Annotated in this window: 22 protein-coding genes and 1 riboswitch; of the genes, 10 read left to right on the top strand and 12 right to left on the bottom strand. The window is 71.3% G+C overall.

The features are described from left to right. Positions 1–6: 6 nt before the first annotated feature. Positions 7–1,956, bottom strand: coding sequence for a sensor histidine kinase (locus tag OG700_RS04285; RefSeq protein ID WP_405609085.1), 1,950 nt, complete (start codon positions 1,954–1,956; stop codon positions 7–9). A 279-nt stretch (positions 1,957–2,235) separates the two neighbouring features. Beyond that, positions 2,236–3,129 carry an SIS domain-containing protein gene (locus OG700_RS04290; RefSeq protein ID WP_405609088.1) on the bottom strand — a complete coding sequence of 298 codons (894 nt, stop codon included), beginning with the start codon at positions 3,127–3,129 and terminating at the stop codon, positions 2,236–2,238. Positions 3,130–3,266: 137 nt separating this feature from the next. Here OG700_RS04290 and OG700_RS04295 point away from each other — a divergent pair, with 137 nt between their 5' ends. After that, a complete protein-coding gene (locus OG700_RS04295; RefSeq protein ID WP_405609091.1) occupies positions 3,267–4,058 on the top strand; it encodes a DeoR/GlpR family DNA-binding transcription regulator in 792 nt (263 codons plus the stop codon). Positions 4,059–4,154: 96 nt separating this feature from the next. Here the strand turns inward: OG700_RS04295 and OG700_RS04300 are convergent, their stop codons facing one another. Further along, positions 4,155–5,414: an MBL fold metallo-hydrolase gene (locus tag OG700_RS04300; RefSeq protein ID WP_405609094.1), complete on the bottom strand. Its 1,260-nt coding sequence runs from the start codon at positions 5,412–5,414 to the stop codon at positions 4,155–4,157. Positions 5,415–5,862: 448 nt separating this feature from the next. Between OG700_RS04300 and OG700_RS04305 the strand changes: the two genes are divergently transcribed. Continuing rightward, the gene (locus tag OG700_RS04305) at positions 5,863–6,483 is read left to right on the top strand and encodes a TetR/AcrR family transcriptional regulator (RefSeq protein ID WP_405609097.1); all 621 of its coding nucleotides are present in this window, start codon (positions 5,863–5,865) and stop codon (positions 6,481–6,483) included. 194 nt (positions 6,484–6,677) lie between these two features. Further along, the gene (locus OG700_RS04310; protein ID WP_405621425.1) at positions 6,678–7,556 is read left to right on the top strand and encodes a carbohydrate kinase family protein; all 879 of its coding nucleotides are present in this window, start codon (positions 6,678–6,680) and stop codon (positions 7,554–7,556) included. A 301-nt stretch (positions 7,557–7,857) separates the two neighbouring features. On the opposite strand, the gene OG700_RS04315 is transcribed toward OG700_RS04310, so the two are convergent. Together OG700_RS04315 and OG700_RS04320 are read right to left on the bottom strand one after the other, a co-directional pair. Next, positions 7,858–8,859: a DUF6745 domain-containing protein gene (locus OG700_RS04315; RefSeq protein ID WP_405609100.1), complete on the bottom strand. Its 1,002-nt coding sequence runs from the start codon at positions 8,857–8,859 to the stop codon at positions 7,858–7,860. An 80-nt stretch (positions 8,860–8,939) separates the two neighbouring features. Continuing rightward, a complete protein-coding gene (locus tag OG700_RS04320) occupies positions 8,940–9,269 on the bottom strand; it encodes a hypothetical protein (protein ID WP_405609103.1) in 330 nt (109 codons plus the stop codon). A gap of 170 nt (positions 9,270–9,439) precedes the next feature. Between OG700_RS04320 and OG700_RS04325 the strand changes: the two genes are divergently transcribed. Genes OG700_RS04325 through OG700_RS04350 form a run of 6 tightly spaced genes read left to right on the top strand, consistent with a single transcriptional unit; the run spans position 9,440 to position 15,623 of the window. After that, complete coding sequence (locus OG700_RS04325) at positions 9,440–10,417, top strand: STM4015 family protein (RefSeq protein ID WP_405609106.1); 978 nt, start codon at positions 9,440–9,442, stop codon at positions 10,415–10,417. Then, positions 10,414–11,400, top strand: a complete 987-nt coding sequence (locus OG700_RS04330; protein WP_405609109.1) for an STM4015 family protein — start codon at positions 10,414–10,416, stop codon at positions 11,398–11,400. Before OG700_RS04325 ends, OG700_RS04330 begins: the two co-directional genes overlap by 4 nt. Then, positions 11,381–12,562, top strand: coding sequence for an STM4014 family protein (locus OG700_RS04335; protein WP_405609112.1), 1,182 nt, complete (start codon positions 11,381–11,383; stop codon positions 12,560–12,562). Before OG700_RS04330 ends, OG700_RS04335 begins: the two co-directional genes overlap by 20 nt. A gap of 25 nt (positions 12,563–12,587) precedes the next feature. Beyond that, positions 12,588–13,397, top strand: a complete 810-nt coding sequence (locus OG700_RS04340; RefSeq protein WP_405621427.1) for an STM4013/SEN3800 family hydrolase — start codon at positions 12,588–12,590, stop codon at positions 13,395–13,397. Then, positions 13,397–14,746 carry an STM4012 family radical SAM protein gene (locus OG700_RS04345; RefSeq protein ID WP_405609115.1) on the top strand — a complete coding sequence of 450 codons (1,350 nt, stop codon included), beginning with the start codon at positions 13,397–13,399 and terminating at the stop codon, positions 14,744–14,746. The genes OG700_RS04340 and OG700_RS04345 overlap by 1 nt, the downstream gene beginning before the upstream one ends. Before the next feature lie 7 nt (positions 14,747–14,753). Further along, a complete protein-coding gene (locus OG700_RS04350) occupies positions 14,754–15,623 on the top strand; it encodes an STM4011 family radical SAM protein (RefSeq protein ID WP_405609118.1) in 870 nt (289 codons plus the stop codon). On the opposite strand, the gene OG700_RS04355 is transcribed toward OG700_RS04350, so the two are convergent. Both OG700_RS04355 and OG700_RS04360 read right to left on the bottom strand, forming a co-directional pair. Then, positions 15,617–16,444 carry an SGNH/GDSL hydrolase family protein gene (locus tag OG700_RS04355; protein WP_405609121.1) on the bottom strand — a complete coding sequence of 276 codons (828 nt, stop codon included), beginning with the start codon at positions 16,442–16,444 and terminating at the stop codon, positions 15,617–15,619. The two genes, OG700_RS04350 and OG700_RS04355, sit on opposite strands and share 7 nt — an antisense overlap. A 177-nt stretch (positions 16,445–16,621) precedes the next feature. Continuing rightward, the gene (locus OG700_RS04360) at positions 16,622–17,575 is read right to left on the bottom strand and encodes a peptidoglycan DD-metalloendopeptidase family protein (protein ID WP_405609124.1); all 954 of its coding nucleotides are present in this window, start codon (positions 17,573–17,575) and stop codon (positions 16,622–16,624) included. A gap of 3 nt (positions 17,576–17,578) precedes the next feature. Then, a riboswitch (cyclic di-AMP (ydaO/yuaA leader) is annotated at positions 17,579–17,737 on the bottom strand. 412 nt (positions 17,738–18,149) lie between these two features. Here OG700_RS04360 and OG700_RS04365 point away from each other — a divergent pair. After that, positions 18,150–18,953, top strand: a complete 804-nt coding sequence (locus OG700_RS04365) for a tyrosine-protein phosphatase (RefSeq protein WP_405621429.1) — start codon at positions 18,150–18,152, stop codon at positions 18,951–18,953. Between the two features lie 545 nt (positions 18,954–19,498). On the opposite strand, the gene OG700_RS04370 is transcribed toward OG700_RS04365, so the two are convergent. From OG700_RS04370 to hpnH, 5 genes are all read right to left on the bottom strand, one after another. Further along, positions 19,499–19,720 (bottom strand): DUF6126 family protein, encoded by a 222-nt coding sequence (locus tag OG700_RS04370; protein WP_405609127.1) that lies wholly within the window; start codon positions 19,718–19,720, stop codon positions 19,499–19,501. A 47-nt stretch (positions 19,721–19,767) separates the two neighbouring features. Beyond that, positions 19,768–20,397 carry a helix-turn-helix domain-containing protein gene (locus OG700_RS04375; protein WP_405609130.1) on the bottom strand — a complete coding sequence of 210 codons (630 nt, stop codon included), beginning with the start codon at positions 20,395–20,397 and terminating at the stop codon, positions 19,768–19,770. A gap of 91 nt (positions 20,398–20,488) precedes the next feature. Continuing rightward, positions 20,489–21,907 (bottom strand): aspartate aminotransferase family protein, encoded by a 1,419-nt coding sequence (locus OG700_RS04380; protein WP_405609133.1) that lies wholly within the window; start codon positions 21,905–21,907, stop codon positions 20,489–20,491. Continuing rightward, on the bottom strand, positions 21,904–23,799 hold the full coding sequence (dxs, locus tag OG700_RS04385) for a 1-deoxy-D-xylulose-5-phosphate synthase (protein ID WP_405609136.1): 1,896 nt from the start codon (positions 23,797–23,799) through the stop codon (positions 21,904–21,906). Before dxs ends, OG700_RS04380 begins: the two co-directional genes overlap by 4 nt. 127 nt (positions 23,800–23,926) lie before the next feature. Beyond that, positions 23,927–24,946, bottom strand: coding sequence for an adenosyl-hopene transferase HpnH (gene hpnH / locus OG700_RS04390; RefSeq protein ID WP_405609139.1), 1,020 nt, complete (start codon positions 24,944–24,946; stop codon positions 23,927–23,929). Position 24,947: the final 1 nt, after the last annotated feature.

The following is a 24,947-nucleotide window of genomic DNA, read 5'->3' on the forward strand; positions in this document are numbered from 1 at the left end:
GGTGATCTACTCCTTGAGGGGGTTGTCTCGGTCGTGGCGTCGCGGATCCGGCAGTTCCGTCACGGGGGCGGGTGCGGGGGCAGGCGCGAGGGCGGGATCGGGTCCGGGGCCGGGTCCGGGGTCGCCGGCGGGCTGGGCCTCGGCGAGGCCGATACCGCGCTGGAAGGCGGCCATCAGACCGGGATCGTGCAGCGCCTGTTCGGCGTCGCCGGGCGGGGCTGGCGCGTCCCTCAGCTGGGGGACGAGGTGCTCCTGGCTGCGGCGCTTGGGCAGTTGGGGCCGGTCCATGGTGCCGCGCACGACTCCGGGTACGGAGAGGTCGTCGGACACCGGTGGGAACTCGGGCCTGATTTCGGGCTGGAGTTCGGACTGGAATCCGGGCTGGAGCGGGGCCTGTGGCTGTGGGTGCCGCCCCGGCTCGGGCGGCCGGGGACGCGCGGCGCGCTCACCGCGTACGGGCAGCGCCCGGCGTCCGGAGGTCCGCCGGTGCGACGGGCGCGGCCCTTGGGGCTGCGGGTGTGCGGGTACGGGCGGGGGCGCCGGGGCCGCCTCCTGCACCGGCAGAGGCGCGGGCACCGGCGCGGGCACGGATGTGTGCACGGGAGCGGGCACGGACACCGGCACGGGTGTGGGTGTGGGCACGGGCGCGCCCGGCGCCTGTCCTTCGGCCCGCCCCGCTCCGTCCCCATCCGCGCCCCCGCCCAACAGCGCCTGCGGCAGCACGAGCACGGCCTGGATGCCGCCGTAGATGTTGGCGTGCAGCCGGACGGCGATGCCGTGCCGGCGGGCGAGCGCCGACACCACGAACAGCCCGATCCGTCCGTCCTGGAGGAGATGGGCGACATTGACCTGGTCGGGGTCGGCGAGCAGGGCGTTCATCCGCTTCTGCTCGTCGGCGGGCATGCCGAGCCCGCGGTCCTCGACCTCGATGGCCAGTCCGGCGGTCACCTGCTGGGCGCGGAGCAGGACTTGGGTGTGCGGCGCGGAGAACAGGGTGGCGTTCTCGACCAGTTCGGCCAGCAGATGGACGACGTCGGCCACGGCGTGGCCGCGCACGGTGCCGTTGACGGGCGGCACGAGTTTGACGCGCGGGTACTGCTCCACCTCGGCGACGGCCGAGCGCAGCACCTCGGTCAGCGTGACCGGCCGGCTCCACTGGCGGCGCGAGATGGCCCCGCCCAGTACGGCCAGATTCTCGGCGTGCCTGCGGATGCGGGTGGCCAGGTGGTCGACGTGGAAGAGACCTTTCAGCAGATCCGGGTCCTCGACCTTGTTCTCCAACTCGTCGAGGAGCTGGATCTCCCGGTGCACCAGTGACTGGAGCCTGCGGGCGAGATTGACGAAGACCTCGACCTTCTGTTCGTTGCCGACGCTGCTCGACAGCCTGGACGCCTGGACGACGGCCGTGACCGCGGCGTCCTGGGACCGCCCCAGTTCCTGGGCGAGCAGGTCCAGTTCGTCACCGACCGGCGCCTTCAGCACGGGTGGGCGGCGCGGCGGCGGGCCTTCGCCGCGCCGCAGCTGTTCCACGACGCCGCGCAGGTCGGCCTGGGCACGGGTGCTGGACCGGCGCAGCGCGTTGCAGCGGTCGAGTACGGACCGGGCCACGCGGTCGGCACCGACGGCGGCGGCCGTGGCCGCGACGACGCCGATCAGCACCGTACCGACGACGGCGGCCCAGATCTCGGCGGTCGGCGCCACCTCGCCGGAACGGACGACGACGAGCACGGCGAGCAGGCCGCTGAGTGTGGTCGTAACGGTCGGCACCACGGCGGCGCGCAGGAGTTGGGGGCGTATACGGGCTTCGGGCGGTGCCGGCGCGGTCGGCTCGGGTGCGGCCGGGTGCCCGCCCTTGGCCGGCGGCGCCTTGGCCGAGGGCGTGCGGGTGCCCGGCCGGCCGTGCCGGCCGCCTTCTCGGCGGTCGGGTCGCGCGGTGGCTGCGCGAAGTTGCGACATCAGTGTCCTCGGTACGTGGGGCAGGCGGACATGCGAAAGAAGCCCAGCGTTGATCGCCGAGCACACACGGTAGTTGGCGAATGGTCAGTCGCGGCGGGCAGTTGACAAACTTGCCCACAGAGCATCCCGCTCTGGTATGAGCTATCGCACAACAGTCCGAAACAGCGCAATCGCACCGAGGGCCGGAGCGGTTGCCCATATCTCCGGCCCTCATCCGCCCGGCGTCCTACGTCCTACGGGCGCCCGGCCCCTCGATCACTCGATCACTCGATCACTCGATCACTCGGCGGCGAGGATCACCGAACGGGTGAGGTGGCGCGGCCGGTCCGGGTCGAGGCCCCGCGCGTCGGCGAGCGCGAGCGCGAGGCGCTGGATCCGTACCAGCTCGGCCAGCGGGTCGAGTTCACCGGCCACCCACAGTCCGCCGGTCCCGCCGACCTGCTCGGCGAGACCGTCCGGCGCGGGACCGAGCAGCCAGGTCGCGGTGCCCTCGGTGGTGATGCTGATGGGGCCGTGCCGGTACTCCATCGCGGGGTACGACTCCGTCCAGGCGAGCGCCGCCTCCCGCATCTTGAGCGCGCCCTCGTTGGCCAGCCCGACGGTCCAGCCCTGCCCCAGGAAGGTGAACTGCGAGCAGTCGGTGACCCCTTCGGGCAGCGGCTCCAGTACGGCCCGCCTCCCGTCGGCGACCACCGCGTCGCTGTGCAGGCCCAGGTGGGCACGGAGCAGCGTGAGGGCCGTGGTGGCGAACCGGGTCTGCACGACGGACCGTTCGTCGGCGAAGTCGAGGACGACCAGGTCGTCGGCGGCCGAGCGGATCGGCGTCTCGGGGTCCGCGGTGATCGCGGTCGTCCGGGCGGCCGTGCCGCGGGCGGCGGCCAGCAGCTGGAGCACTTCGGTGGTGGTGCCGGACCGGGTCAGGGCCACAACCCGGTCGTAGGGGCGGCCCGCCGGGAATTCGGAGGCGGCGAAGGCGTCGGTCTCGCCCTGACCGGCACCCTCCCTGAGCGCCGCGTACGCCTGGGCCATGTAGTACGAGGTGCCGCAGCCGACGACGGCGGTGCGCTCGCCGGCCTCGGGCAGTTGGCCCGAGCCGCGCAGCCCGTCGGCCAGCTCCGCCGCCTGGCTCCAGCTCTCGGGCTGACTGGCCAGTTCCGTGTGGACAAACGTCACGTCGACTCTCCACTCTCATCAATTCGCTAGCAAGATGCTCTTTTCTGCATGCTAGAGCAGAGTTTCAAGCATCTTCAAGCAATAGTTGGCGGGCTGGAAGGTGCTTGAATGATCCGAAGCGTGGCGAAGGAGATGCGGTGAACCGGTACGAACGGCACAACACCCTGCTCGAACTGCTCGCCGAGCGGGGCCGGCTGGACGTGGACGACGTCGCCGCCGAGCTGTCCGTGTCGGCGGCGACCGTACGCAGGGACCTCGACCACCTCGCCGAGCAGCAGTTGCTCACCCGCACCCGGGGCGGGGCGGCGGCACACTCCGTCTCGTACGGGCTGCCGCCCCGCTACAAGTCGGTGGGGCGGTCGGCGGAGAAGCAGCGCATCGGCCGCGCCGCCGCCGCGCTGGTGCACCGGGGCATGGTGATCGGGCTCAACGGCGGCACGACGACGGCCGAAGTCGCGCGGGCGGTCGCCACCCGGGGCGATCTGGCCGACATGTCGGGCAGGGGCGGCGAACCGGCCGTCACCCTGGTGACCAACGCGCTCAACATCGCCCATGAACTGGCCGTGCGCCCGCACATCAAGATCGTGACCACGGGCGGCGTGGCCATGCCCCAGTCGTACGAACTCGTGGGGCCGCTGGCCAGGCACATCCTGGGCGAGGTGAGTCTGGACATCGCCTTCATCGGTGCCGACGCCGTGGACGCGGAGTCGGGGGCCGGTGCGCGCAGCGAGCACGAGGCGAGCATCAACGCGCTTCTCGCCGAGCGGGCGCGCAGGCTCGTGGTGGTGGCGGACAGTTCGAAGCTGGGCACGCTGGCGTTCGCCCGGATCTGCCCGACGGAGGCCATCGGCACGCTGATCACGGACGCCGGCGCCCCCGAACAGGCGAAGCTGTTCGAGGAGCGCGGGGTGACGGTGGTCCAGGTCTGAGGCCGAAGCCGCGCGCCGCACCACGCGCCGCGCGGAGACACGCGGTGCCGGTCCGGCGCTGAGGGTGCAGGAAGTGCGGGGGTGCGGGGTCCGCCGTTACGGCGCGCTCTGCGCGGACGGCGCCGTCTCGCTTCCCGTCCCGGTCGTGGCCGCCCCGCCCGCGCCCGCGACCTGATCCGTCGTGACGGCGGCCTGATCCCCGGCGGGTACCTCCTGCGGCCAGCCGTCGGCCGGCGGGACGGCGACGGAGCGCCACCACGGGGTGCCGGGAATGCTGTCGGTCAGCGTCGGCTCGCAGGACTCGCCCGGACGCGGCAGCGCGAGCCGTACGCCCGCCTCGGCCGCGGCGGTGACCGAGCCCTCGCCGGGCTCGGCCCACGGGTGCGGAGCGAGGTTGAAGGTGCCCCAGTGGATCGGCAGCATCACGCCGGACGGGCTGCCCTGCTGGAGGTCGACGTGCGCGCGCAGGCCCTCTGCGGGGGTCATGTGGATGTCCGGCCAGTATTCGCTGTAGGCGCCGATCTGGATCATCGTGGCGTCGAAGGGGCCGTGGGTGGCGCCGATGTCGCGGAAGCCGGAGAAGTAGCCGGTGTCGCCGCTGTGATAGACGCGGTGCTCGGCTCCCGCGACGGCCCAGGACGCCCAGAGCGTGTGCTGCTGGTTGCGCAGACCACGGCCGCAGAAGTGCCGCGCGGGTGTCGCGGTGAAGGAGATGCCCGCCACCTCGGTCGTCTCGTTCCAGTCCAGCTCGCGCAGGCGGGCCGCGGGCACTCCCCAGTGCTCCAGATGGGCGCCGACGCCCAGCGGCACGGCGAAGATGGTGTTCGTGGAGGCGAGCCCCTTGATCGTCGGCAGATCGAGGTGGTCGTAGTGGTCGTGCGAGATGACGACGACGTCGACCGGCCCGAGTGCGGCGAGTGAGACGGGCACGGGGTGCAGCCGCTTCGGTCCGGCGAAGGAGAAGGGGGAGCAGCGCTCGCCCCAGACCGGGTCGAAGAGCACGCGCCGGCCGTCGATCTCGGCGAGGACGCTGGAGTGGCCCATCCAGGTCAGCCGCAGCCCGGAGGCGGGCGGTACGGCGAGGTCCGCGAGGGTGCCCTGGTGGACCGGGATGGGGATGGCGGGCGCCCGCCGGGCGCGCGCCTCCTTACGGAAGTAGACCTTCGACAGCTCCAGCATGGAGCCGGAGGGTCTGATTCTGGCGGTGCCCTCGGGATTCTGGAACACGCCGTCGACGAAGTTCGGAGAGCGGTGGATCCGCTCCAGACGCTCGCCGGCCGAGTCGGCCCCGAAGGCCTCGGACCGCATCGCGCGCAGCCGGGAGCGGAGTGAGGGTGGGGAGCCGGCGCCGTTCACTGCATCTCCTGAAGGTTCGGGTTCATCCCATTATGGGCGGTTTCCTGGACCGGGGTGCCACGCCGGTTGTGCCGTCCGGGGCACGCCGATGCAACGTCCGGACGATCTCGCGGATTCCCCCGCACGGCCACCGATGGGCGAGAACCGGCCATACGGCGCGCGCCGGGGCGCCCGGAGAACGGACGTCCCCGTCCGTCGCCCGCGCGGCTCGTCTCGACCATTCAGTCGATCCATCCGCCCCTTCAGGACGAGCCGGTCGCGCGGCAGGATCCGGCCGGGGGCGGCGGAGTCGCCGGGTCCGCGCTCACCGCGCTCGACGGGGCGGGGTGCCGTATGCGGGTGCCGTACGACGGGACGCGGGTCGCCGGGCGGTCGGCCACCACCACTGCGAGAGCGGTGGTTTACAGGCCCGCCATTTGTGTCAACCGCCTGGGGTTAGGCTTCGGTTGTGGCGAGAGCAAGGCTGAATGTGGAGGAACGGCGCGAGGATCTGCTGCGCGCCACCGTCGAACAGATCCAGACACGGGGGGTGGCCGCCGTGCGTATCGCCGATGTCGCCGCCGTCCTCGGCGTGAGCAACGCCCTGGTGCTGTACCACTTCTCCACGAAGGAGAAGCTGCTCGCCGCCGCCTTCCGGCGCGCCGCCGAGGAAGACCTGGCGCAGTTGCGGGAGTTGCTCGGCCGCCCTGCCAGCGCCCTGCGCCGGCTGCACGCCGCCACCCGCTGGTACGCGCCGACCGACGGGGCCAACGGCTGGCGGCTGTGGATCGAGGGATGGGCGGCGGCGCCGCGCGAGCCCGCGCTCCACGAGGTGGCCAGCGAACTCGACCAGCGGTGGAAGGCCGCGCTCGCCGCCGTCATCACCGAAGGCGTCGAGGGCGGCGAATTCCGCTGCGCGGACCCGGTGGCGACGGCCTGGCGGCTGACCGCGCTGCTGGACGGACTCGCGGTGCAGATGACGTCGTACGCGGGTTCGCTGACGCACACCACCCTGCTGGCGTGGTCGGACGAGGCGCTGGCGCGTGAACTGGGCGTCGACACGGCGGCGCTCACGGGTGAGGGTTCATGACCGGCCCGTGACCGGCTTCGCCGGGTGACCGGCATCCGCCCCACCGGCCCGCGCCGCCACGGCCATACTGAGGCGGACATCCGGAATCCGGAACGAAGGTGGAGACTGTGGCGCAGCAGCAGACCGAGCATCCGGACGTCGAGCACATAGCCGGGTCGGGGACCGAGCAGGTGGCAGAGCCTGGCCACGACGTGCTGGTCGTCGGCGGCAGCGGCGTGGACACCGTGGTCCGCGTCGACTCGCTCCCCGTCCCGCTCACCGACGCGGTCGGCGTCGGGCCGATCCGCGAATGGCCGGGACAGACCGGCGGCAATGTGGCCTTGGGCTGTCAGGCCCTCGGACTGAACGTCAAATTCCTCGACTTCATCGGTGACGACTGGACGGGCGGTCAGGTCCGGGAGCATCTCGCCAAGGGCGGTGTGGACTTCGAAGGGCTGATCTCGCCCGCGGGCACGCGTCGCGCGGTCAATCTCGTGGAGAAGACGGGCCGCAGGATGTCCTTCCACGACGCACGCGATCCGGACGACCTGCGGATGCCGCGCGAGTTCTACCTGCCGCACCTGCGGCGGGCCCGCCATGTCCATGTGTCGATTACGAACTTCACCCGCTTCCTGCTGGACGACATCATCGAACTGGGTGTCCCTGTCTCCACCGACCTGCACGACTGGGACGGGATGAACGCCTACCACCGGGAGTTCGCCTACCGCGCGGACCTGGTCTTCCTCAGCGCCGCCGGCGCGAGCGAGCGCATAGCTCCGGTGATGCGGGAGATCCTGCGCGAGGGCAGGGCGCGGGCGGTGGTGGCCACGGCGGGCGCGGGAGGGTCGTATCTGCTGACCCGCGAGGGCAGCCGTACACCCCGGCCGATCCCGGCGACCGTCCCGCCCGCACCGGTGGTGGACTCCAACGGCGCGGGCGACGCGTATGTCGCCGGTTTTCTCTACGGGCGGCTGGCCGGGCGGGACCTGGACGGCTGCGCGCGCCTCGGCGCGGTGGCGGGCGCCTACGCGTGCACGGTGGAGGGCAGTTCGTCGCTGATCAGCTCCGAAGCGCTGCTGTCCGGCGCGGGCTAGGGCGTGTTGCGAAAGTAGCGCCGTCCGCCCGAAGGGCGGGGCCGACGGCGTCTGGTGCGTGCGATCGCAAGGCGGAGGATCGTTCTCGTACTGGACGTACTTGGATGATTCCGACAACGCGGCGAGTGCGCGTGCCAGGCGTCGTCGGCCAGGCGGGACTTTCGAAACATGCCCTAGGTCCTGTCCGGCGCTGTGACCGGAAAGGTTCACCGGGGCCTTCCGGTGGGCCGGTTCGTCCTCAATCGCCGGACGGGCTTCATATGGAGCCCGTCCGGCGATTGAGGACACCTTGGGCGCCCGATCAGGTCTGCTTCAGCGGTTCGTACGCCTTGGCGTCGAGACCGAACGTCCACGCGACACCTTCCTTGGCGGTACGTGTGTTCGGCGGCACCCGCAGCCAGTAGGTGCGGCTCGTGCCGTCGGGCTCCGGGGTGGAGTTGACGACTTCGACCATCACCACGTCCTCGTCGTCGGCGAGCGCTATCCGCCACAGAATGCCGGTCTCGTCCTTGTCCATCGGCTTGGCGCCGGACTCGGCGAGATAGCGGTCGTAGCCGTAGTACTCCAGCATCACGCGGCGCAGTTCCGCGTTCTCCTCGGCGCGGATCCGCGCCGGGTCGAGCGTGGTGAGTTCGGCGAGGAAGCCGGCCGGGACCGGCATACCGCGCCACGCGTAGAGCGCGAAGCCGTCCGGGTAGGCGAGCGCCGGGCCGTCGCCGCGGTCGAGGCGCCCCGTCTCGTCGCGGTGCAGCTCCACGGGCCGTTCGCAGACCACCGCCACGTTCTCGTAAGGCCACCACCAGCCGGCGTGGGCCGCCACCTCGGCGAGTCCCGTGAGCCGGTCGCCACGGCCGTCGAACGCGACGAGCCAGGCCGCGTCGTGCTGGCCGAGGACCGCGTCGAGCAGCAGCTGCCGTGTCTCAGGGAGGCCGGCGGCGTCCGTGCTGAGCGTGTCGGCGATGCCGGAGCGGATCCGCTCGGCGAGCGCGCGGGTGCTGTCCCACAGCCGGGCGCCGGTGGCGCCCCACCACTCGGCCCAGCCCGCCGGGCCCAACTCGTCGTGGATGCGCCGCCGTTCATCGGCCCACGGCTTGGTGCGGACCTCCTCACGGACCGATCTGCCCTGATCCTTGAGGGTCCGGACGGCGGCCAGTCCGGCCAGCGGGGAATCCGCCCAGACGATTCGCTCCGGCCCGGTCAGTCCTGCCGTCCGGTAGGCGAGCCGTATGCCCGCCTCGGCCGCCGGCCGGTCGGCCGCCCCCGTCGCCGCCGCGACGCCCCGCCACTTGTCCACTTGCCGCATGTCTGAAGCCCCGTCCCCTGTTGTCACTGTCCTGTGCACCACGTACTGCCCGGCCCTGCCCCGCCGTCGGTCGTCGCTCCTCAGTCGGCGACGACGCGCACCGCGCCCGGCAGATACTCGCGCTGACGCACCACGCGGAACCACCCCTTGGGCAGCGGGATCGCCGCGTGCTCCTCGTGCACCACCCGGCCGCCCTCCGGCAGATGGAGCAGCATCGGCCCGAACTCGCCGCCGGTCTCCCTTACGAGCCTGCCGGGTCCCGTCACCGCGTGGGCATGGCCCGTGACCTCGCCCAGCGCCAGAACGAGGCGGCCCCGCGCGTCCCTCGGCTCGCTCCGCGTCTCGGCGATCCCGGACGGCACGCTGTCGTCCGCGACGGGCACGATGAGCACGTCTCCCTGCCGGTACATGGCTCTCCCCTCGACCGGCGGCGCCGAGTGCGCCGACCTGTGAACGACGCTAGACGGTGGGTCTGACAACGCGCTCCGCCCCCCGAACCGGGCCTGTCAGTGGGGCCTGTTACAACTTCTCTCAGCAGCAAGCCGATCAACGCCGACGCCCGGTGTCTGGAGCACTCGCCATGACCGTTTCGAGCAACATGCAGGAGTTGGACGGCCTGCCCGCGTTCGACTTCCCCGACGCCGACGCCGAAGCCGAGGCCAAGGTCGACGCCGACGCCGAACCGAAGGCGAAGCTCCCCGACGCGGCGTCGGTGGCCTGGCGGATCTCTGTCGACGCGTACGACAGCGAGGAGGAGTGGGAGTCGGCGTTCGCCCGCTTCCTCAAGGCCGTCGACACCACCGAGGTCCGCGCGCTGATAGTCGGCGCCTGGAGCGATGCCTACGACTCCGCTCCCGACGAGGTGATCGGGGCCATTATCGCGGCGAGCGACCAACTCCCCTGCCTCAGGGCGCTGTTCGTCGGTGACATCACCTACGAGGAGTGCGAGATTTCGTGGATCAACCAGACGGACATGGCGCCGCTGATCAACGGCCTCCCGCAGCTGCGCTCGTTCGGGGTGCGCGGCGGCCAGTTGCTGGGCATGACCGGCGTCAAGCACGAGCGGCTCCGTTCGCTGACCGTCGAGACCGGCGGTCTGGACGCCGCCGTGGTGCGTGAGATCGGCGCGGCCGAACTGCCGGCGCTGGAACATCTGGACATCTGGCTGGGCACGTCCGGGTACGGGGCGAACACGATCGTGGCGGACCTGGAGCCGTTCCTCACCGGAGCGCGCCTGCCGGCCCTGAAGTCGCTGGCCCTGCGCAACAGCGAGATCCAGGACCACATCGCGGCGGCGCTGGCGGGAGCGCCGGTCGTCGCGCGCCTGGAAACGCTCGACCTGTCGATGGGCACCCTCGGCGACGAAGGCGCCGAGGCGCTGCTCGGCGGTCAGCCGCTCACCCACCTCAAGAAGCTCGATCTGCACCACCACTACCTGAGCGAGCCGATGCGGGAGCGGATCCGCGCGACGCTTGAGCCGGCGGGTGTGATCGTGGATCTCTCGGAGTGCGAGTCCGCGAGGGGCGACGACTGGCGTTACACGGCGGTGGCCGAATGAGCGGCCCGGTCGACGTCGAGCACTTCGACGAGTTCCACGGCCTGCCGGTCTTCACCGTCCCCCACCACAGGATCCGGTCGCTGAAGCCGCTGCCCGAGCCCGACGCCGTCGCCTGGCGGCTCGATTGCGGGTGGGAGGAGGTGTGGACCTTCCCCGGCTTGTGGCAGCACTTCACGGATGCCGTCGACACGGAGCGTGTGCGCGCGCTGGTCATCGGGCCGTGGTGGGACGGCGATTACAGCGAGTTCGCGCCCGTCCTCGACATGATCGTCGCCGACGCGGCACGTTTCCCCGGCCTGCGCGCGCTGTTCCTGGCGGATGTGACCAGCGAGGAGTGCGAGGTGTCCTGGCTGAGGATGAGCGACATCACCGCGGCGATCGAGGCGTTCCCACTGCTGGAGGAGCTGGGCGTGCGGGGCTGCGGCTACACGTACGACGACGGTGGTCTGCGCCTGCGGCCGGTGAACCAAGAGCGGCTGCGTGTACTGCGTTTCGAGTCGGGTGGGCTGCCGGGCTCCGTCGTGCGCGCCGTCGGGGCCAGTGAGCTGCCCGCGCTGGAGCGCCTGGAGCTGTGGCTCGGCGTGGAGGAGTACGGCGGGAACGCCACCGTCGCCGATCTGGCACCCGTCCTCGACGGCGGGCGATTCCCGCGCCTGCGCCATCTGGGGCTCCAGAACAGCGAGATCCAGGACGAGATCGCCACCGCCGTGGCCTCGGCACCGGTCGTCGCCGGGCTCGAATCGCTGGCGCTGTCCATGGGAGTGCTCACCGACGCGGGAGCCGAAGCGCTCCTCACCGGCCAGCCGCTCACCCATCTCAAGGAGCTGGATCTGCGGCACCACTATGTGTCGGAGCCCCGGGCCGGGCGGATCGCGGAGACTCTGGTGCCGCACGGTGTGCGGTTGGAGCTGGAGCCGGCCGAGGACTACTCCGACGAAGGCGACGACGAAGACGAGTGGCGTTATGTCGCCGTCTCCGAGTAGCGGTGGGCTGGCGGTCGTCGGCAATCCCGCCAACCGCCGCGTCGGCCTGTTCCAGGACGCGGTCAGGGCGGCGGGACTGCCGCCGGCCCGTGAGGTGGCGTGGCTCGATGTGCTGGGCGGGCGGGCCGAGTTCCGGCGGGGTGAGGTCGTACGGGTCGAGTCGCCGGGCGAGGACGCCGCGGTGGAGCGGCTGCTGCGCGGCACGGACGATCCCACCCGGGTCGAGGGCACGGCGCGCTGGTACGAGCGGTTCACCTCCGCCGTACGGGAGCTGGGCCGGGCCGTACGGGAGGCGGGGGCCGATCTCCTGGACGACCCGGACGAGTTGGCGGTGCTGTTCGACAAGCGGCTGTGCCACGAGGTGCTGGACCTGGCCTCCGTACCCGTGCCGCCGTCGCCGACCTCGGGGCCCGGCGCCCCGGCCGTACGCGGCTGGGACGACGTACGCGCGCTGATGGGCGGTCCCGGTATGCGCCGGGCGTTCGTCAAGCTCGCCCACGGCTCGTCCGCGTCCGGGGTGCTGGCCGTCGAGACCGCCGGTCCCGGCCGGGTGCGGGCGACGACCGCGGTCGAACGCGACGCCTCCGGGCGGCTGTTCAACTCCCTTCGGGTACGGCGGCTGACCACCGAGCACGAGGTGGCGGCGGTCGTCGACGCGCTGGCCCCGGACGGGCTGCATGTCGAGCGGTGGCTGCCGAAGGCGTCGCAGCACGGCCGGGCGGCCGATCTGCGGGTGGTGGTCGTCGCGGGCCGGGCGACGCACGCCGTCGTACGGACCAGCTCGTCGCCCATGACCAATCTGCATCTCGGCGGGTCGCGCGGCGATCTGAACGCGGCGCGGGCGGCGACCGAGGCGGCCGGGGGCGGCCGGAGTTGGGCCGCCGCGCTGGAGATCTGCGAGCGGGCCGCCGCGTGTTTCCCCGGCACGCACTGCGTGGGGGTGGACCTGCTGCCCGCGACCGGCTGGCGCCGTTTCGCCGTCGGTGAGGTCAACGCCTTCGGCGATCTGCTGCCCGGTCTCACCGGGCTGCCCGGAAGCGGCGCGGAGGGCCTGGACACCTACGGGGCGCAGCTCGCGGCCCCGCGTACGGGCGGGCGGCGGGTCGCGGGGGGCGGCGGCCACGCCGCCGGCGCGGAAGGGGAGCGCCGTGCACACCTCTGAGGCCCCGGGGGCCGAGCTGCCCGACATGAGCCGTGTCGTGGGCCGCGACGACCTGCTGCTGGTCACCCTCGACACACTGCGTTTCGATGTGGCGGCCGAGCTGGCCGCGGCGGGCCGGCTGCCGAATCTCGCCCGTCATCTGCCGGGTGGGCGCTGGGAGGAGCGGCACGCCCCCGGCAGTTTCACCTACGCGTCGCACCAGGCGATGTTCGCCGGGTTCCTGCCGACGCCCGCCGCGCCGGGGCCGCATCCTCGGCTGTTCGCCGCGCGGTTCGAGGGGAGCGAGTCCACTGCCGACCGGACGTTCGTCTTCGACGCGCCCGATCTCGTGTCGGGCCTCGCGGACGCGGGGTACCGGACGGTGTGCGTCGGGGGTGTCGGCTTCTTCAACAAGCGGGGCGCGCTCGGTTCCGTACTGCCGGGGATGTTCCAGGAGAGCCACTGGGAGCCGGAGTTCGGCGTCGCGTCGCCGACGTCGTTCGAGTCACAGGTGGCCCGCGCGGAGCGGGTCGTGGCCGAACTGCCCGCCACGCGAAGGCTGTTCCTCTTCGTCAATGTGCCGTCGCTGCACCAGCCGAACTGGTTCCATCTGCCCGGCGCCACCCGTGCGGCGGGCGACTCGCGCCGCACGCACGCCGCCGCGCTCGAATACGTGGACCGGCACATCGGCCGGCTGTTCGCCGCGGCGAGCAGTCGGCGCCGCTGCTTCACGATCATCTGTTCCGACCACGGCACGGCCTACGGTGACGACGGCTGGACGGGCCACCGCCTGGGCCACGAGTCCGTCTGGACGGTGCCGTACGCGCACTTCTTCCTGGAGCCAGGGGCACACTGATGACCAACACACCGCGCCCGTACGAGAGTTACGTCTACGCCTATCCGCACAAGACGGCATACCGCCCGCTGGCCGACCGGCCGGTCCTGAGTGATCTGTGGGCAGGTGAGCGCAAGGACGCGCTCTCGCTCTATCTGCACATACCGTTCTGCGAGGTCCGCTGCGGCTTCTGCAATCTCTTCACACGGATCGGCGCCCCCGACGAACTGACGACCCGCTATCTGGACGCGCTGGACCGGCAGGCGACCGCGGTGGCCGACGCGCTCCACGCCGAGGCGGTGCACGCGGGCGGCGAGACAGCGGTGCGCTTCGCGACGGCGGCCTTCGGCGGCGGCACGCCCACCTTCCTCACCGCCGGCGAGCTGGAGCGGCTGTGCGACATCGCCGAGAAGCGGATGGGCGCCGACCTGCGGGCCGTCCCGCTCTCCGTCGAGACGTCGCCGTCGACCGCCACGGCCGACCGGCTGTCGGTGCTGGCCGACCGGGGGGCCACCCGGCTGAGCATCGGCGTACAGAGCTTCGTCGAGGAGGAGGCCAAGGCGGCGGTGCGCCCGCAGCGCCGCTCCGACGTCGAGGCGGCGCTCGGCCGGATCCGGGACGCGCGGATCCCGGTCCTCAACATCGACCTCATCTACGGCATCGACGGCCAGACGCCGCGGTCCTGGCGGCTGTCGCTCGACGCGGCGCTGGCCTGGCGGCCCGAGGAGCTGTATCTCTACCCGCTGTACGCCCGGCCGCTGACCCCGCTCGGCCGGCGCGCGCATCCCAGTGAGGCCGACTGGGACGCGCAGCGGCTGGAGCTGTACCGGCAGGGCCGGGACCATCTCCTCGCCCAGGGCTACGAGCAGGTGTCGATGCGGATGTTCCGCCTCCCCGGCGCGCCGCGCGAAGGCGCGGACGACCACGCGTGCCAGACCGACGGCATGATCGGCCTCGGCTGCGGCGCGCGGTCGTACACCTCGGACCTGCACTACTCCTTCGACTACGCGGTCGGGATGCGCGAGATCCGCACCATCATCGACACCTACACGACCACCGAGGACTTCTCCCGCGCCGAGGTGGGACGCGCGGTCGACGCGGACGAGGCACTCCGCCGCCATCTTCTCCAGTCGCTGCTCCAGGCGCAGGGCATGGCGGTGGACGGCTACCGCGAGCGGTTCGGCAGCCGCCCGGAGGACGACTTCCGCGCCGAGCTGGACCGGTTCGCCGACCTCGGCTGGCTCGACACGGACGCCGGGCCCGGTCTGCTGCGGCTCTCGCCGGACGGCCTCGCCCACTCGGACGCGCTGGGCCCGGCGCTGTTCTCCCCCGCCGTCCGGGCCGCGATGGCCTCGTACGAACCGAAGTGAGGCAGCCATGGACCTGACGATCCTCTACCGGGGCCCGCTCGCCTCCTGCGACTACGACTGCCCCTACTGCCCGTTCGCCAAGCGCCGCGACAGCTCCGACCAACTGCGCGCCGACCGGGCCTCGTTGACGCGCTTCACGGACTGGGTGAGCGAGCGGACGGACGACCGGCTGTCGGTCCTGTTCACCCCGTGGGGCGAGGGCCTCACCCGCTCCTGGTACCGGCGGGCGCTCACCGACCTCTCCCACCTCCCGCACGTCGCACGGGTCGCCATCCAGACGAACCTCAGCTGCCGCACGGACTGGCTGAAGTCCACCGACCCGGCCAAGCTGGCCCTGTGGTGCACGTACCACCCCGGTCAGACGCCGTACGACCGTTTCCTCACCAAGTGCCGCGAGCTGGGCGCCGCGGGCATCCGCTTCAGCGTCGGCATCGTCGGCTTCCCCGACCACCTCGACCACGCCCGCCGCCTCCGCGCCGACCTCCCCGAACACGTCTACCTGTGGGTCAACGCGGCTCAGGGCCGCACCTATTCGGACCCGGAGGCCGCCGACTGGACGTCGGTCGACCCCCTGTTCCCGTACAGCCGCCACCCCCACAGCTCGGCCGGCCTGCCGTGCCGGACGGGCGAATCGGTGATCTCGGTGGACGGCGAAGGCACGGTCCGCCGCTGCCACTTCGTCCCGGCCGAACTGGGCAACCTCTACGACGGCTCGTACCGCACAGCCCTCGAACCACGCACGTGCCCCCTCGCGGCCTGCGACTGCCACATCGGCTATGTCCACCTTGAGACGCTGCCGCTGTACGACGTCTTCGCGGGCGGCGTCCTGGAACGGATACCGGCCGTCGCCGGCGATTCGGTGACGGGTCATCAGTGACGTGTCAGCGGCAGCAGATCCGGGCGTTTGGCGACCGTGTGGTCGCCCGAGGATTCGCCGCGCAGGCGGCGGCCAATCCAGGGGACCAGGTATTCGCGCGCCCACTGCATGTCGTCGCGGCGCACCTCCAGTGTGCCGCGTGGCGGCAGAGGTGGCCACGGCTGGTCCGGGTCGGCGGGGACGTCGAGGCCGAGGACCTGGGCGGCGCGCAGGGCCACGCGGGTGTGGCCCTCGGGTGACAGGTGCAGGCGGTCGCCGTTCCAGGCGCGTCTGTCCTGGACGGATCTGAGCGACCACAGGTCCAGGACCGGGCAGTCGTAGCGGTCGGCGATGGAGCGGACGTGCGCGCTGAACGTGGCTATCTTGCCGCGCAGATGGCGCAGCACCGGCACGCCGCGGGTGTCGAACCCGGTGGGGACCATGACGGTGCCGACCGCGCTCGTCAGGTCGGCCAGCGCCCGTTCGAAGCGTTCGGCGACGTCGTCGGGGTCGCTGCCGGGCCGGATGATGTCGTTGCCGCCGGCGCAGAACGTGACCAGATCCGGGGCGAGTTCCTTGGCGCGCGGGATCTGCTCGGCCACGATCTGGTCGAGCAGCCGTCCCCGTACGGCGAGATTGGCGTACCGGAACGACCCGTGGTCGGGGTCGTCGACGGCCGCCCCGTCCGGTGTCCGGTCGGCGAGCAGCACGGCGAGCCGGTCCGCCCAGCCGACATGCATTCCGCCGGGCCCGGGATCGCCGACGCCTTCGGTGAAGCTGTCACCGATGGCGGCGTACGACCCGAAGGCGTTTCTGCTTCCTGTTCTCGAATCGTCAGCCACAACAGAGCATCTTTCACCCGTGTATGTGACCTACGCGACCGTAAGAAGGGGTTGACGCCGGTGAGAAACACCACCGGTAAAAATTCGTTCAAGCCGGAATAAGGGAATGGCCGTTGGCCGGCACGCGGGGTGCCGGCCAACGGCCATTTTCTCAGCTTCTCGGTGCGGTCGAACGGCTCAGATGGAGACGCCGTGCCCGCGCAGGTACGCCAGCGGGTCGACGTCCGAGCCGTAGCTGGGGCCGGTGCGGATCTCGAAGTGCAGGTGCGGGCCGGTGGAATTGCCGGTGGAACCGGAGAGGCCGATCCGGTCGCCGCCGCCGACGCTCTGGCCCGGCGAGACGGCGAGCGAGGAGAGGTGGGCGTACTGCGAGTACTGGCCGTCGTCGTGCTTGATGACGACCTCGTTGCCGTACGACCCGGCCCAGCCGGCCGAGACGACGGTGCCGGGGCCGACCGCCTTGACGGTGGTGCCCGACGCGGCCGAGAAGTCCACGCCGGTGTGGTAACCGCTGGACCAGCTGCCGCCGGCCGCGCGGTAGGCGGTGGAGGTGCCGCCGTCGACGGGCGCCGTGTAGCCGGTGCCGCTGCTCTGCGCCGCGGGCTGGTTCGCCGTGGTGTCGGCCTTCGGGGCGGGCTCGGCCGGAGCGGGCTTCGCGGGGGCCGGCTTCGCGGGGGCGGTCTTCTTCTTCGGGGTGGCCTCGGCCTTGCCCGCGGAGGACGCCGACTCGCCCTTGGCGCCGATGGTGAGCTTCAGGCCCGGGTGGATCAGCGACGGGTCGTCGCCGACGACCTCGCGGTTGTCCTCGTACAGCTTCTCCCAGCCGCCGCTGACCTTCTGGGTCTCGGCGATCTTGGCGAGGTAGTCGCCCGCGCTGACCGAGTACGTCTTGACGGTCTTGGCGGTGGCGGCCTGCTGGGCCGTCTGCGGCGCGGGGGCGGCGGGGGCGGTGTGCGCGACGGACACGGCGCGCTCCGGCGCCACGGACGGGACGGCGCTCCGCTCGGCGGCGTGGGCGCCCGTGGCACCGATGAGCGGTATCGCGATGGCGGCGCCACCCGTTCCGGCGGCGACGATTCCGCGCGTGATCGGGTTGGTCCTCGGACGACGGTGCTTACCCTTTGCGGGCATGTCGAATTTCCTCTCCGGCGCCTACGAGGTGAGCTGTCGGGTTCGGGCTGGAGATGCCCGGCCGCGCCGTGACGCGACTTCACCCCAAGCCGTCCGGATGTCCGGCCGGCGTACTACCTGGGTCCCCCGCTCCTGCCACACGTGGATGAGTGCTGGGTGGATGCGGATTCCGAACGGCGGCAGGATTCGGCGATCCGCTCGGATTGCGGTGACCGTAAGCCGGGTGGGCCGACCCGTACAAGCCGTCGTTTTCCGCCGGCAATCCGCCCTCGAATATCGCTCGGCCCGCGCGGTCACCCTGCGTGGATACGGATCTTCGAATTCCGTGCGCAGCCCCAATTCACCTCCCGGGTCCCGCCACACACCGTCACGGATATGATCTGGCTCACCAACGGTGGCCGATCTGCCCCCATATCCCCTCCTAAAAGGGCACGTGATGCGTAATCGCGCATTACGGACAGAAGCCTTATTCGCGAAGTGAATTCAGCGGGAACCGATGTCGTAAGGTCGGACCGCGACAGCGTCGGCGACGAGCGCCGACCGCAGACGCGGAGGAGCTCACGTGACGCACGAGGTGCCGCAGCAGGTCCCGCCGACCGAGCCCGAACTGGCCGGTGTACGCAACTTCCGCGACGTGGGCGGCCTGCCGACCGTCGACGGACGGCGCGTACGGTACGGCCGGCTCTTCCGCAGCGGCCATCTCGCGCACGCCACGGCCGAGGACACGGCCTTCCTCACGTCGCTGGGGCTGCACACGATCTTCGACTTCCGCAACGCGGCCGACCAGAAGCTCGACGGCCTGGACGTCGAACTGGCCGGCGTACGCCATGTGAACATTCCGCTCACCGACCCGGCCGACGGGACCGAGTTCTGGAAGATGGTCCGCGACGGCGATCTCGACCAGCTGCGGTCGATCCTCGACGACGGCAAGGGCGTGGCCCGGATGTCCGCCTCGTACCGCTCCATCGTGCTGGACCGCACCGCCGAGCACCGGCGCGTGCTGCACGCCCTGGCCGAGGAGAGCCTGCCCGCGCTGATGCACTGCGCGGCGGGCAAGGACAGGGCGGGGCTCTCCATTGCGGTGTCGCTGCTCGCCGTGGGCGTGGAGCGGGACGCGATCGAGGCGGACTATCTGAAGTCGAACGATCCGCACCGCCGCTACCAGGTACGCCGCAGCGACCCGACGCCCGGCGGGACTTCACCGGAGGTGATGGAGCTGCTGGCCCCGCTCTTCGACGCGCGTGCCGTGTATCTCGAAACGGCCTTCACGACGATGGAGGAGACGTGGGGCAGCGTCGACCGCTATCTCACGGACGGTCTGGGGCTGACGGACGAGACACGCGAGCGGCTGCGGGGCCGTCTCGTCGACGAGGGCTGACACCCGTACCCGCCCATCCTGCGACAGGGGACACAATGCGCGGCCCAGCGCTGTGACCGGAAGGATTCACCGGGTCCGCCCGGTGGGCCGGTTCGTCCTCGATCGCCGGACGGCTGCATGTGCAGCCCGTCCGGCGATCGAGGACAGGCGCGGCCCAAGAGCCGCGCAACCCGGTCAACGCTCCCGGCCACAGCCCTAGGCTCTGCCCGGCGGATCTTCGGGGCCCGGGTCGCCTGGCACGGCGCCTCGCTTCGTTGACAGCGTTTTCGAAGGCATCCGAGTACGTCCAGTACGAGCACGATCCTCCGCCTTGCGACGCACCGAACCGGACGCCCCGGGCCGATCCCCGAAGATCCGCCGGACAGGACCTAGGGCGTGTTGCGAAAGTAGCGCCGTCCGCCCGAAGGGCGGGGCCGACGGCGTCTGGTGCGTGCGATCGCAAGGCGGAGGATCATTCTCGTACTGGACGTACTTGGATGATTCCGACAACGCGGCGAGTGCGCGTGCCAGGCGTCGTCGGCCAGGCGGGACTTTCGCAACAGGCCCTAGCCGCCCTTCGCACCCGCCTCGAAGAGCAGGTACAGGAAGCCGGCCAGGACATGCCCGGCGACGAGGTACGCGAAGAGCCGGATGGCGAGCCCGCGCGGGAAGTTGCTCTCCTCGTCCATGACGGGCTCGGCGCGGGCGGGGACCTCGGGGGACGGCTCGGGCGACGGCTCAAGGGACGGCTCACGCTCGGCGGCGGCGTCCACAGGGTTGTCAGACACGGTGATGGCCTCTCTGGTCCGGTCGAAGCTGACGGGCTGACGGCGAGTCACCGGCGGTGGCTCCCGCCCGGCAGGCACAGCTCGACGGTCGGGCTGGTCAGCAGGGTGTGCACGAACAGCAGCTCGGCGCCGCCGGGGTCGGCCGCCGCGAGGCGGTGCGGTGTCATCGAGTCGAAGTGGGCGCTGTCCCCCCGGTCGAGCACATGGACGGCGTCCCCGAGGCCCAGCCGCAGCCGCCCTTCCAGGACGTGGATCCACTCCTCCCCCGGGTGGACGCGGACGAGGTCGCCCTGCGCCCCGTAGGGCACCGTCACCCGCAGCGGCTGCATCGCGCGGCCGGCGGAGCTGCCCGCCTGGCGGTAGGTCCAGCCGTCGGCCTCGACCGGTTCCGCCCGCGCGGCGCGGATGACCGGGTCGCGCTCGGGCGGCTCCTCGCCGAGCAGCTCGGAGACCGTCGTACCGTAGACACGGGCCAGTCCGAGCAGCATCGGCAGCGAGGGCTGGCGTCGCCCGGTCTCCAGACGGGAGAGGTGGGCCGGCGAGAGCCCGGCCCGTGCGGCGGCGGCCTCCAGGGTGAGGCCCCGGCCGCGCCGCAGCTCACGCAGTCGGGGGGCGACGTCCGGCAGGACGTCCGTCGTGGCGTCGGTCTCGTGTGCACGGGCGGCGGGGTGGTTCATGCCTCCATTGCGCCAGGAATTTTCCTCTGAGGCAAATCTCTTGCCTCAGAGGCAAGCCCCGTACGCCGGGGCGGCCCCGCGCCCCTCGCGCTCACCGGTTCGCGATCGCCTGCTTCACCAGTGTCCTGCCGAAGTCCCACATCAGCCCGCCACCGCCGTGCGCGTCGTCCATCACCGCCGTGAAGGCCGTCACGAAACGGTCGACCTCCTGTTCCCCGATGGTCAGCGGCGGAATCAGCTTGATCACTTCCAGCTGGTCCCCGGACACCTGGGTGAGGATGCGGTGCCTCTGGAGGAGCGGCACCACGACCATCTGCGCGAAGAGACCCTTCCGAGCCGCCTGGAGCATCGTCCAGCGGCTCCGCAGCCCGATCGACGTCGGCCGCCCGAACTCGATGCCGATCATCAGCCCCCGGCCGCGCACCTCGCTCAGCAGCTCGTACCGGTCGACCAGCGCGGCCAGCCGTGACCGGAGCAGATCGCCGGTCGCCCTGGCGTTGGCGACGATCCGCTCGTCCTCGATCACCGACAGGACGGCGAGTCCCGCCGCCATCGCCTGCGCGTTGGATCCGAAGCTGGCCGAGTGGACAAGCACCCGGTCCATCGAGGAGTAGACCTTCTTGAAGATCCAGTCCTTGCCGAGGGTCGCGCCGACCGGCACATAGCCGCCGGAGAGTGCCTTCGCCACACACACCAGGTCCGGCTCGACACCTTCCTCGTGCTGGTACGCGTAGAAGTCGCCGGTCCTGCCGAGCCCGGTCTGCACCTCGTCGGCGATGAGCAGCGCCTTGTGCCGGTGCAGCAACTCCTGTGCGGCGCGCAGGAAGCCGGGCGGCGGCGCGTGCACGCCCTTGCCCTGGATCGGTTCGACGACGAAGCCGGCGACGTCGCCGCGCCTCAACTCCCTCTCCAACGCGTCGAGATCACCGAGTGCGAGCGCGGTGTCGGGGAGCAGCGGCGCGAAGCCGTCGCGGAAGCCGTCCTCGCCGTTGACCGAGAGCGAGCCGGTGGTCAGGCCGTGGAAGGCGTGCGAGCAGTAGAGGATCCTGGGCTTCCCGGTGGCGTACCGGGCGAACTTCAGCGCGGTCTCGACGGCTTCCGTGCCACTGTTGCCGAAGAAGACCCGGTCCAGGTGCGGGCTGTGCGCGAGCAGCTTCTCGGCGAGCAGGCCGGGCAGCGGCTGGCAGTCGAAGCGGGTGAGGTCGGCGAGCGAGGCGTCGAGGACGTCGTGCAGGGCCTTGCGTACGACGGGGTGGTGCCGGCCGAGTCCCATCACGCCGAAGCCGGCGAGCATGTCGAGGTAGTCGTTGCCATCGGCGTCCCAGAAGTACGGGCCCTCTGCGCGTTCGTAGACCTTGTCGAAGCCGATGGTCCGCAGCATGCGCGGGAGTTGGTGGTTCAGGTACGCGGTGTGCAACTCGTAGCGCTCGCCGCCGCGTTCGGCGAGCAGCTTCGCGAGGTCGAAGCCCTTGCCCGGGGTCGGGGTCGGGGGCGTCGCCTGCTCCGTCATCGCGTGCTCTCCTTGCGTGTCAGTGCGGCGCTGATCTCCCCCGCGATCTCCACCGGGGTGAGCCCGATGTCGGCGAGCACTTCGCCGCGCCTGGCGTGGGCGAGGAACTGTTCGGGGATGCCGAAGGTACGCAGCGGTACGTCCACCTCGGCGTCGCGCAGCGTCTGTCCCACGGCCCAACCGACGCCGCCGCTGCGGCTGTTGTCCTCCACGACGGCCACCATCCGGTGCCGCGCGGCCAGCGGCGCCAGCGCCTCGTCGACGGGCTTGACCCACCGGGGGTCGACCACCGTGCAGTTGATGCCCCGCGCGGCCAGCAGCTCCGCCGTACCGAGACAGACCCCGGCGAGCGCCCCGACGGACACGAGCAGCACGTCGGACTCGGCGCCCTCGGCGGCCTCGGGCGCGTGCAGGATGTCAAGGCCGCCCGTACGCCCTGCGGCGGGGATCGTCTCGCCGACCGACTCCTTGGGGAAGCGCACGACGGTCGGCGCGTCGGCCACGTCCACGGCCTCCCGCAGCAGCGCCCTGAGTTGGTCCGCGTCGCGCGGTGCGGCGATCCGCAGCCCCGGTACGCACTGGAGCAGCGACATGTCCCACATGCCGTTGTGGGAGGGTCCGTCGACGCCCGTGACACCGGCCCGGTCGAGGACGAAGGTGACGCCGCACCGGTGCAGCGCGACGTCCATCAGCAGTTGGTCGAAGGCGCGGTTGAGGAAGGTGGCGTACACGGCGACGACGGGGTGCAGCCCGCCGGTGGCGAGTCCGGCGGCGGAGACCGCGGCGTGCTGCTCGGCGATGCCGACGTCCCAGACGCGGTCGGGGAAGCGCGCGGCGAATCCGGTCAGCCCCACCGGGTGCAGCATGGCGGCGGTGACGGCCACGACGTCGGGGCGCTCCTCGCCGATGGCGGTGATCTCGTCGCCGAAGACCGACGTCCAGGAGGGTCTGCCGGGCGGCGCCAGCGGCTCGCAGGTCAGCGGGTCCATCATGCCGACGGTGTGGAAGTGGTCGGCCTCGTCGTCCAGCGCGGGCTGGTAGCCGCGGCCCTTCTCGGTCAGGCAGTGCACCAGTACGGGGCCGGTGAAGCGGCTCGCGCGGCGCAGTGCCGTTTCGACGGCCTCGATGTCGTGTCCGTCGATCGGGCCGACGTACTTGAGCCCCAGATCCTCGAACATGCCCTGTGGGGCGACGGCGTCCTTGAAGCCCTTCTTCGCCCCGTGCAGCGACCCGTAGAGCGGCCGGCCCACCACCGGGGTCTGCTGGAGGACTTCCTTGCCCCAGGCGAGAACCTGCTCGTAGCCGTCGGAGGTACGCAGGGTGGCGAGGTGTCTGGCGAGGCCGCCGATGGTGGGGCTGTACGAACGCTCGTTGTCGTTCACCACGATGATCAGCGGGCGGTCCTTGGCGGCGGCGATGTTGTTCAGTGCCTCCCACGCCATGCCGCCGGTGAGCGCCCCGTCCCCGATGACCGCGACGACGTGGTCGTGGCCGCCGCGCACCTGACGGGCCTTGGCGAGTCCGTCGGCCCAGCCGAGCACGGTGGAGGCGTGCGAGTTCTCGATGACGTCGTGGTCGGACTCCTCGCGCGACGGGTAGCCGGAGAGCCCGCCCTTGGTGCGCAGTTTGGAGAAGTCCTGTCTGCCGGTGAGCAGTTTGTGGACGTAGCTCTGGTGTCCGGTGTCCCACAGGATGCGGTCGGCCGGTGAGTTGAAGACGCGGTGCAGGGCGACGGTGAGTTCCACGACCCCGAGGTTGGGCCCCAGGTGCCCGCCGGTCCTGGCGACCGCGTGGATCAGGAACTGTCTGATGTCCGCGGTCAGTTCGGCGAGTTCGGCCTTGTTCAGGGCCTTCAGGTCCCGCGGCCCCCGGATGTTCTCCAGTATCGACATGCTCGGCCCCCTCTGGATCCTCGGCGGATCCGTCAGTTCACGGTGACTGCCGGTCAGGTCACCGGAGGGACGGTGGCGACGGGCGCCGCCGTCCCTCCGGTGACCATGACGTCACGGGCCGCCGACCCTACTTGCTGCCGGCGACCGTCTCACGAACCGCTCGCAGCGACTCCTTGAGGGAGCCCATGGTGGCGAGTACGGCCGTCGGTTCGTAACCGCAGTGCGCCATGCAGTTGGCGCAGCGCGGGTCCTTGCCCCGGCCGTACTTGTCCCAGTCGGTCTCCTCGACCAGTTCCTTGTACGTCGGGACGTACCCGTCGCTCATCAGATAGCAGGGGCGCTGCCAGCCGAAGAGCGAGTAGTTGGGAATGGCCCACGCGGTGCAGGGGAAGTCGGCCTTGCCCTCCAGGAAGTCCAGGAAGAGCGGGGAGTGGTTCAGCCGCCAGCGTGCCCTGTTGCCGCCGGAGAACGCCTTCTTGAACAGCTCCCGAGTCTGGTCGACGCCCAGGAAGTGCTCCTGGTCGGGTGCCTTCTCGTAGGCGTAGGCGGGCGAGATCATCATCTCGTCGACCTTCAGGTCGTCGTTGAGGTAGTTGAGGACCTCGATGATGGTCTGCGGGGTGTCGGTGTTGAAGAAGGTGGAGTTGGTGGTGACCCGGAAGCCGCGCTTCTTGGCCTCCTTCATCGCCTCCACGGCCTCGTCGAAGACCCCTTCCTTGGCGACGGACTCGTCGTGCCGCTCGCGCAGGCCGTCGATGTGCACGGCGAACGCGAAGTACGGCGACGGCGTGAACTTGTCCATCTTCTTGCGCATCAGCATCGCGTTGGTGCAGAGGAAGACATACTTCTTCTTCGCCACCAACTGCCGGACGATCTCATCGATCTGAGGGTGCATCAGCGGCTCGCCGCCGGCGATGGAGACCATCGGTGCCCCGGATTCGAGCACCGCCCCCACCGCCTGTGCGACGGGCATACGCTGCTTCAGGACACCGGCCGGGTGCTGGATCTTGCCGCAGCCCTCACATGCGAGATTGCAGGCGAAGAGGGGTTCCAGCTCGACGATGAGTGGGAACTTCTCACGCTTGCGGAGTTTCTGTTCAACGAGGTACGTCCCGACCCTGATGGTCTGACGGAGCGGCATGGCCATC

Source organism: Streptomyces sp. NBC_01508 (assembly GCF_045040315.1).
Classification (GTDB): domain Bacteria; phylum Actinomycetota; class Actinomycetes; order Streptomycetales; family Streptomycetaceae; genus Streptomyces.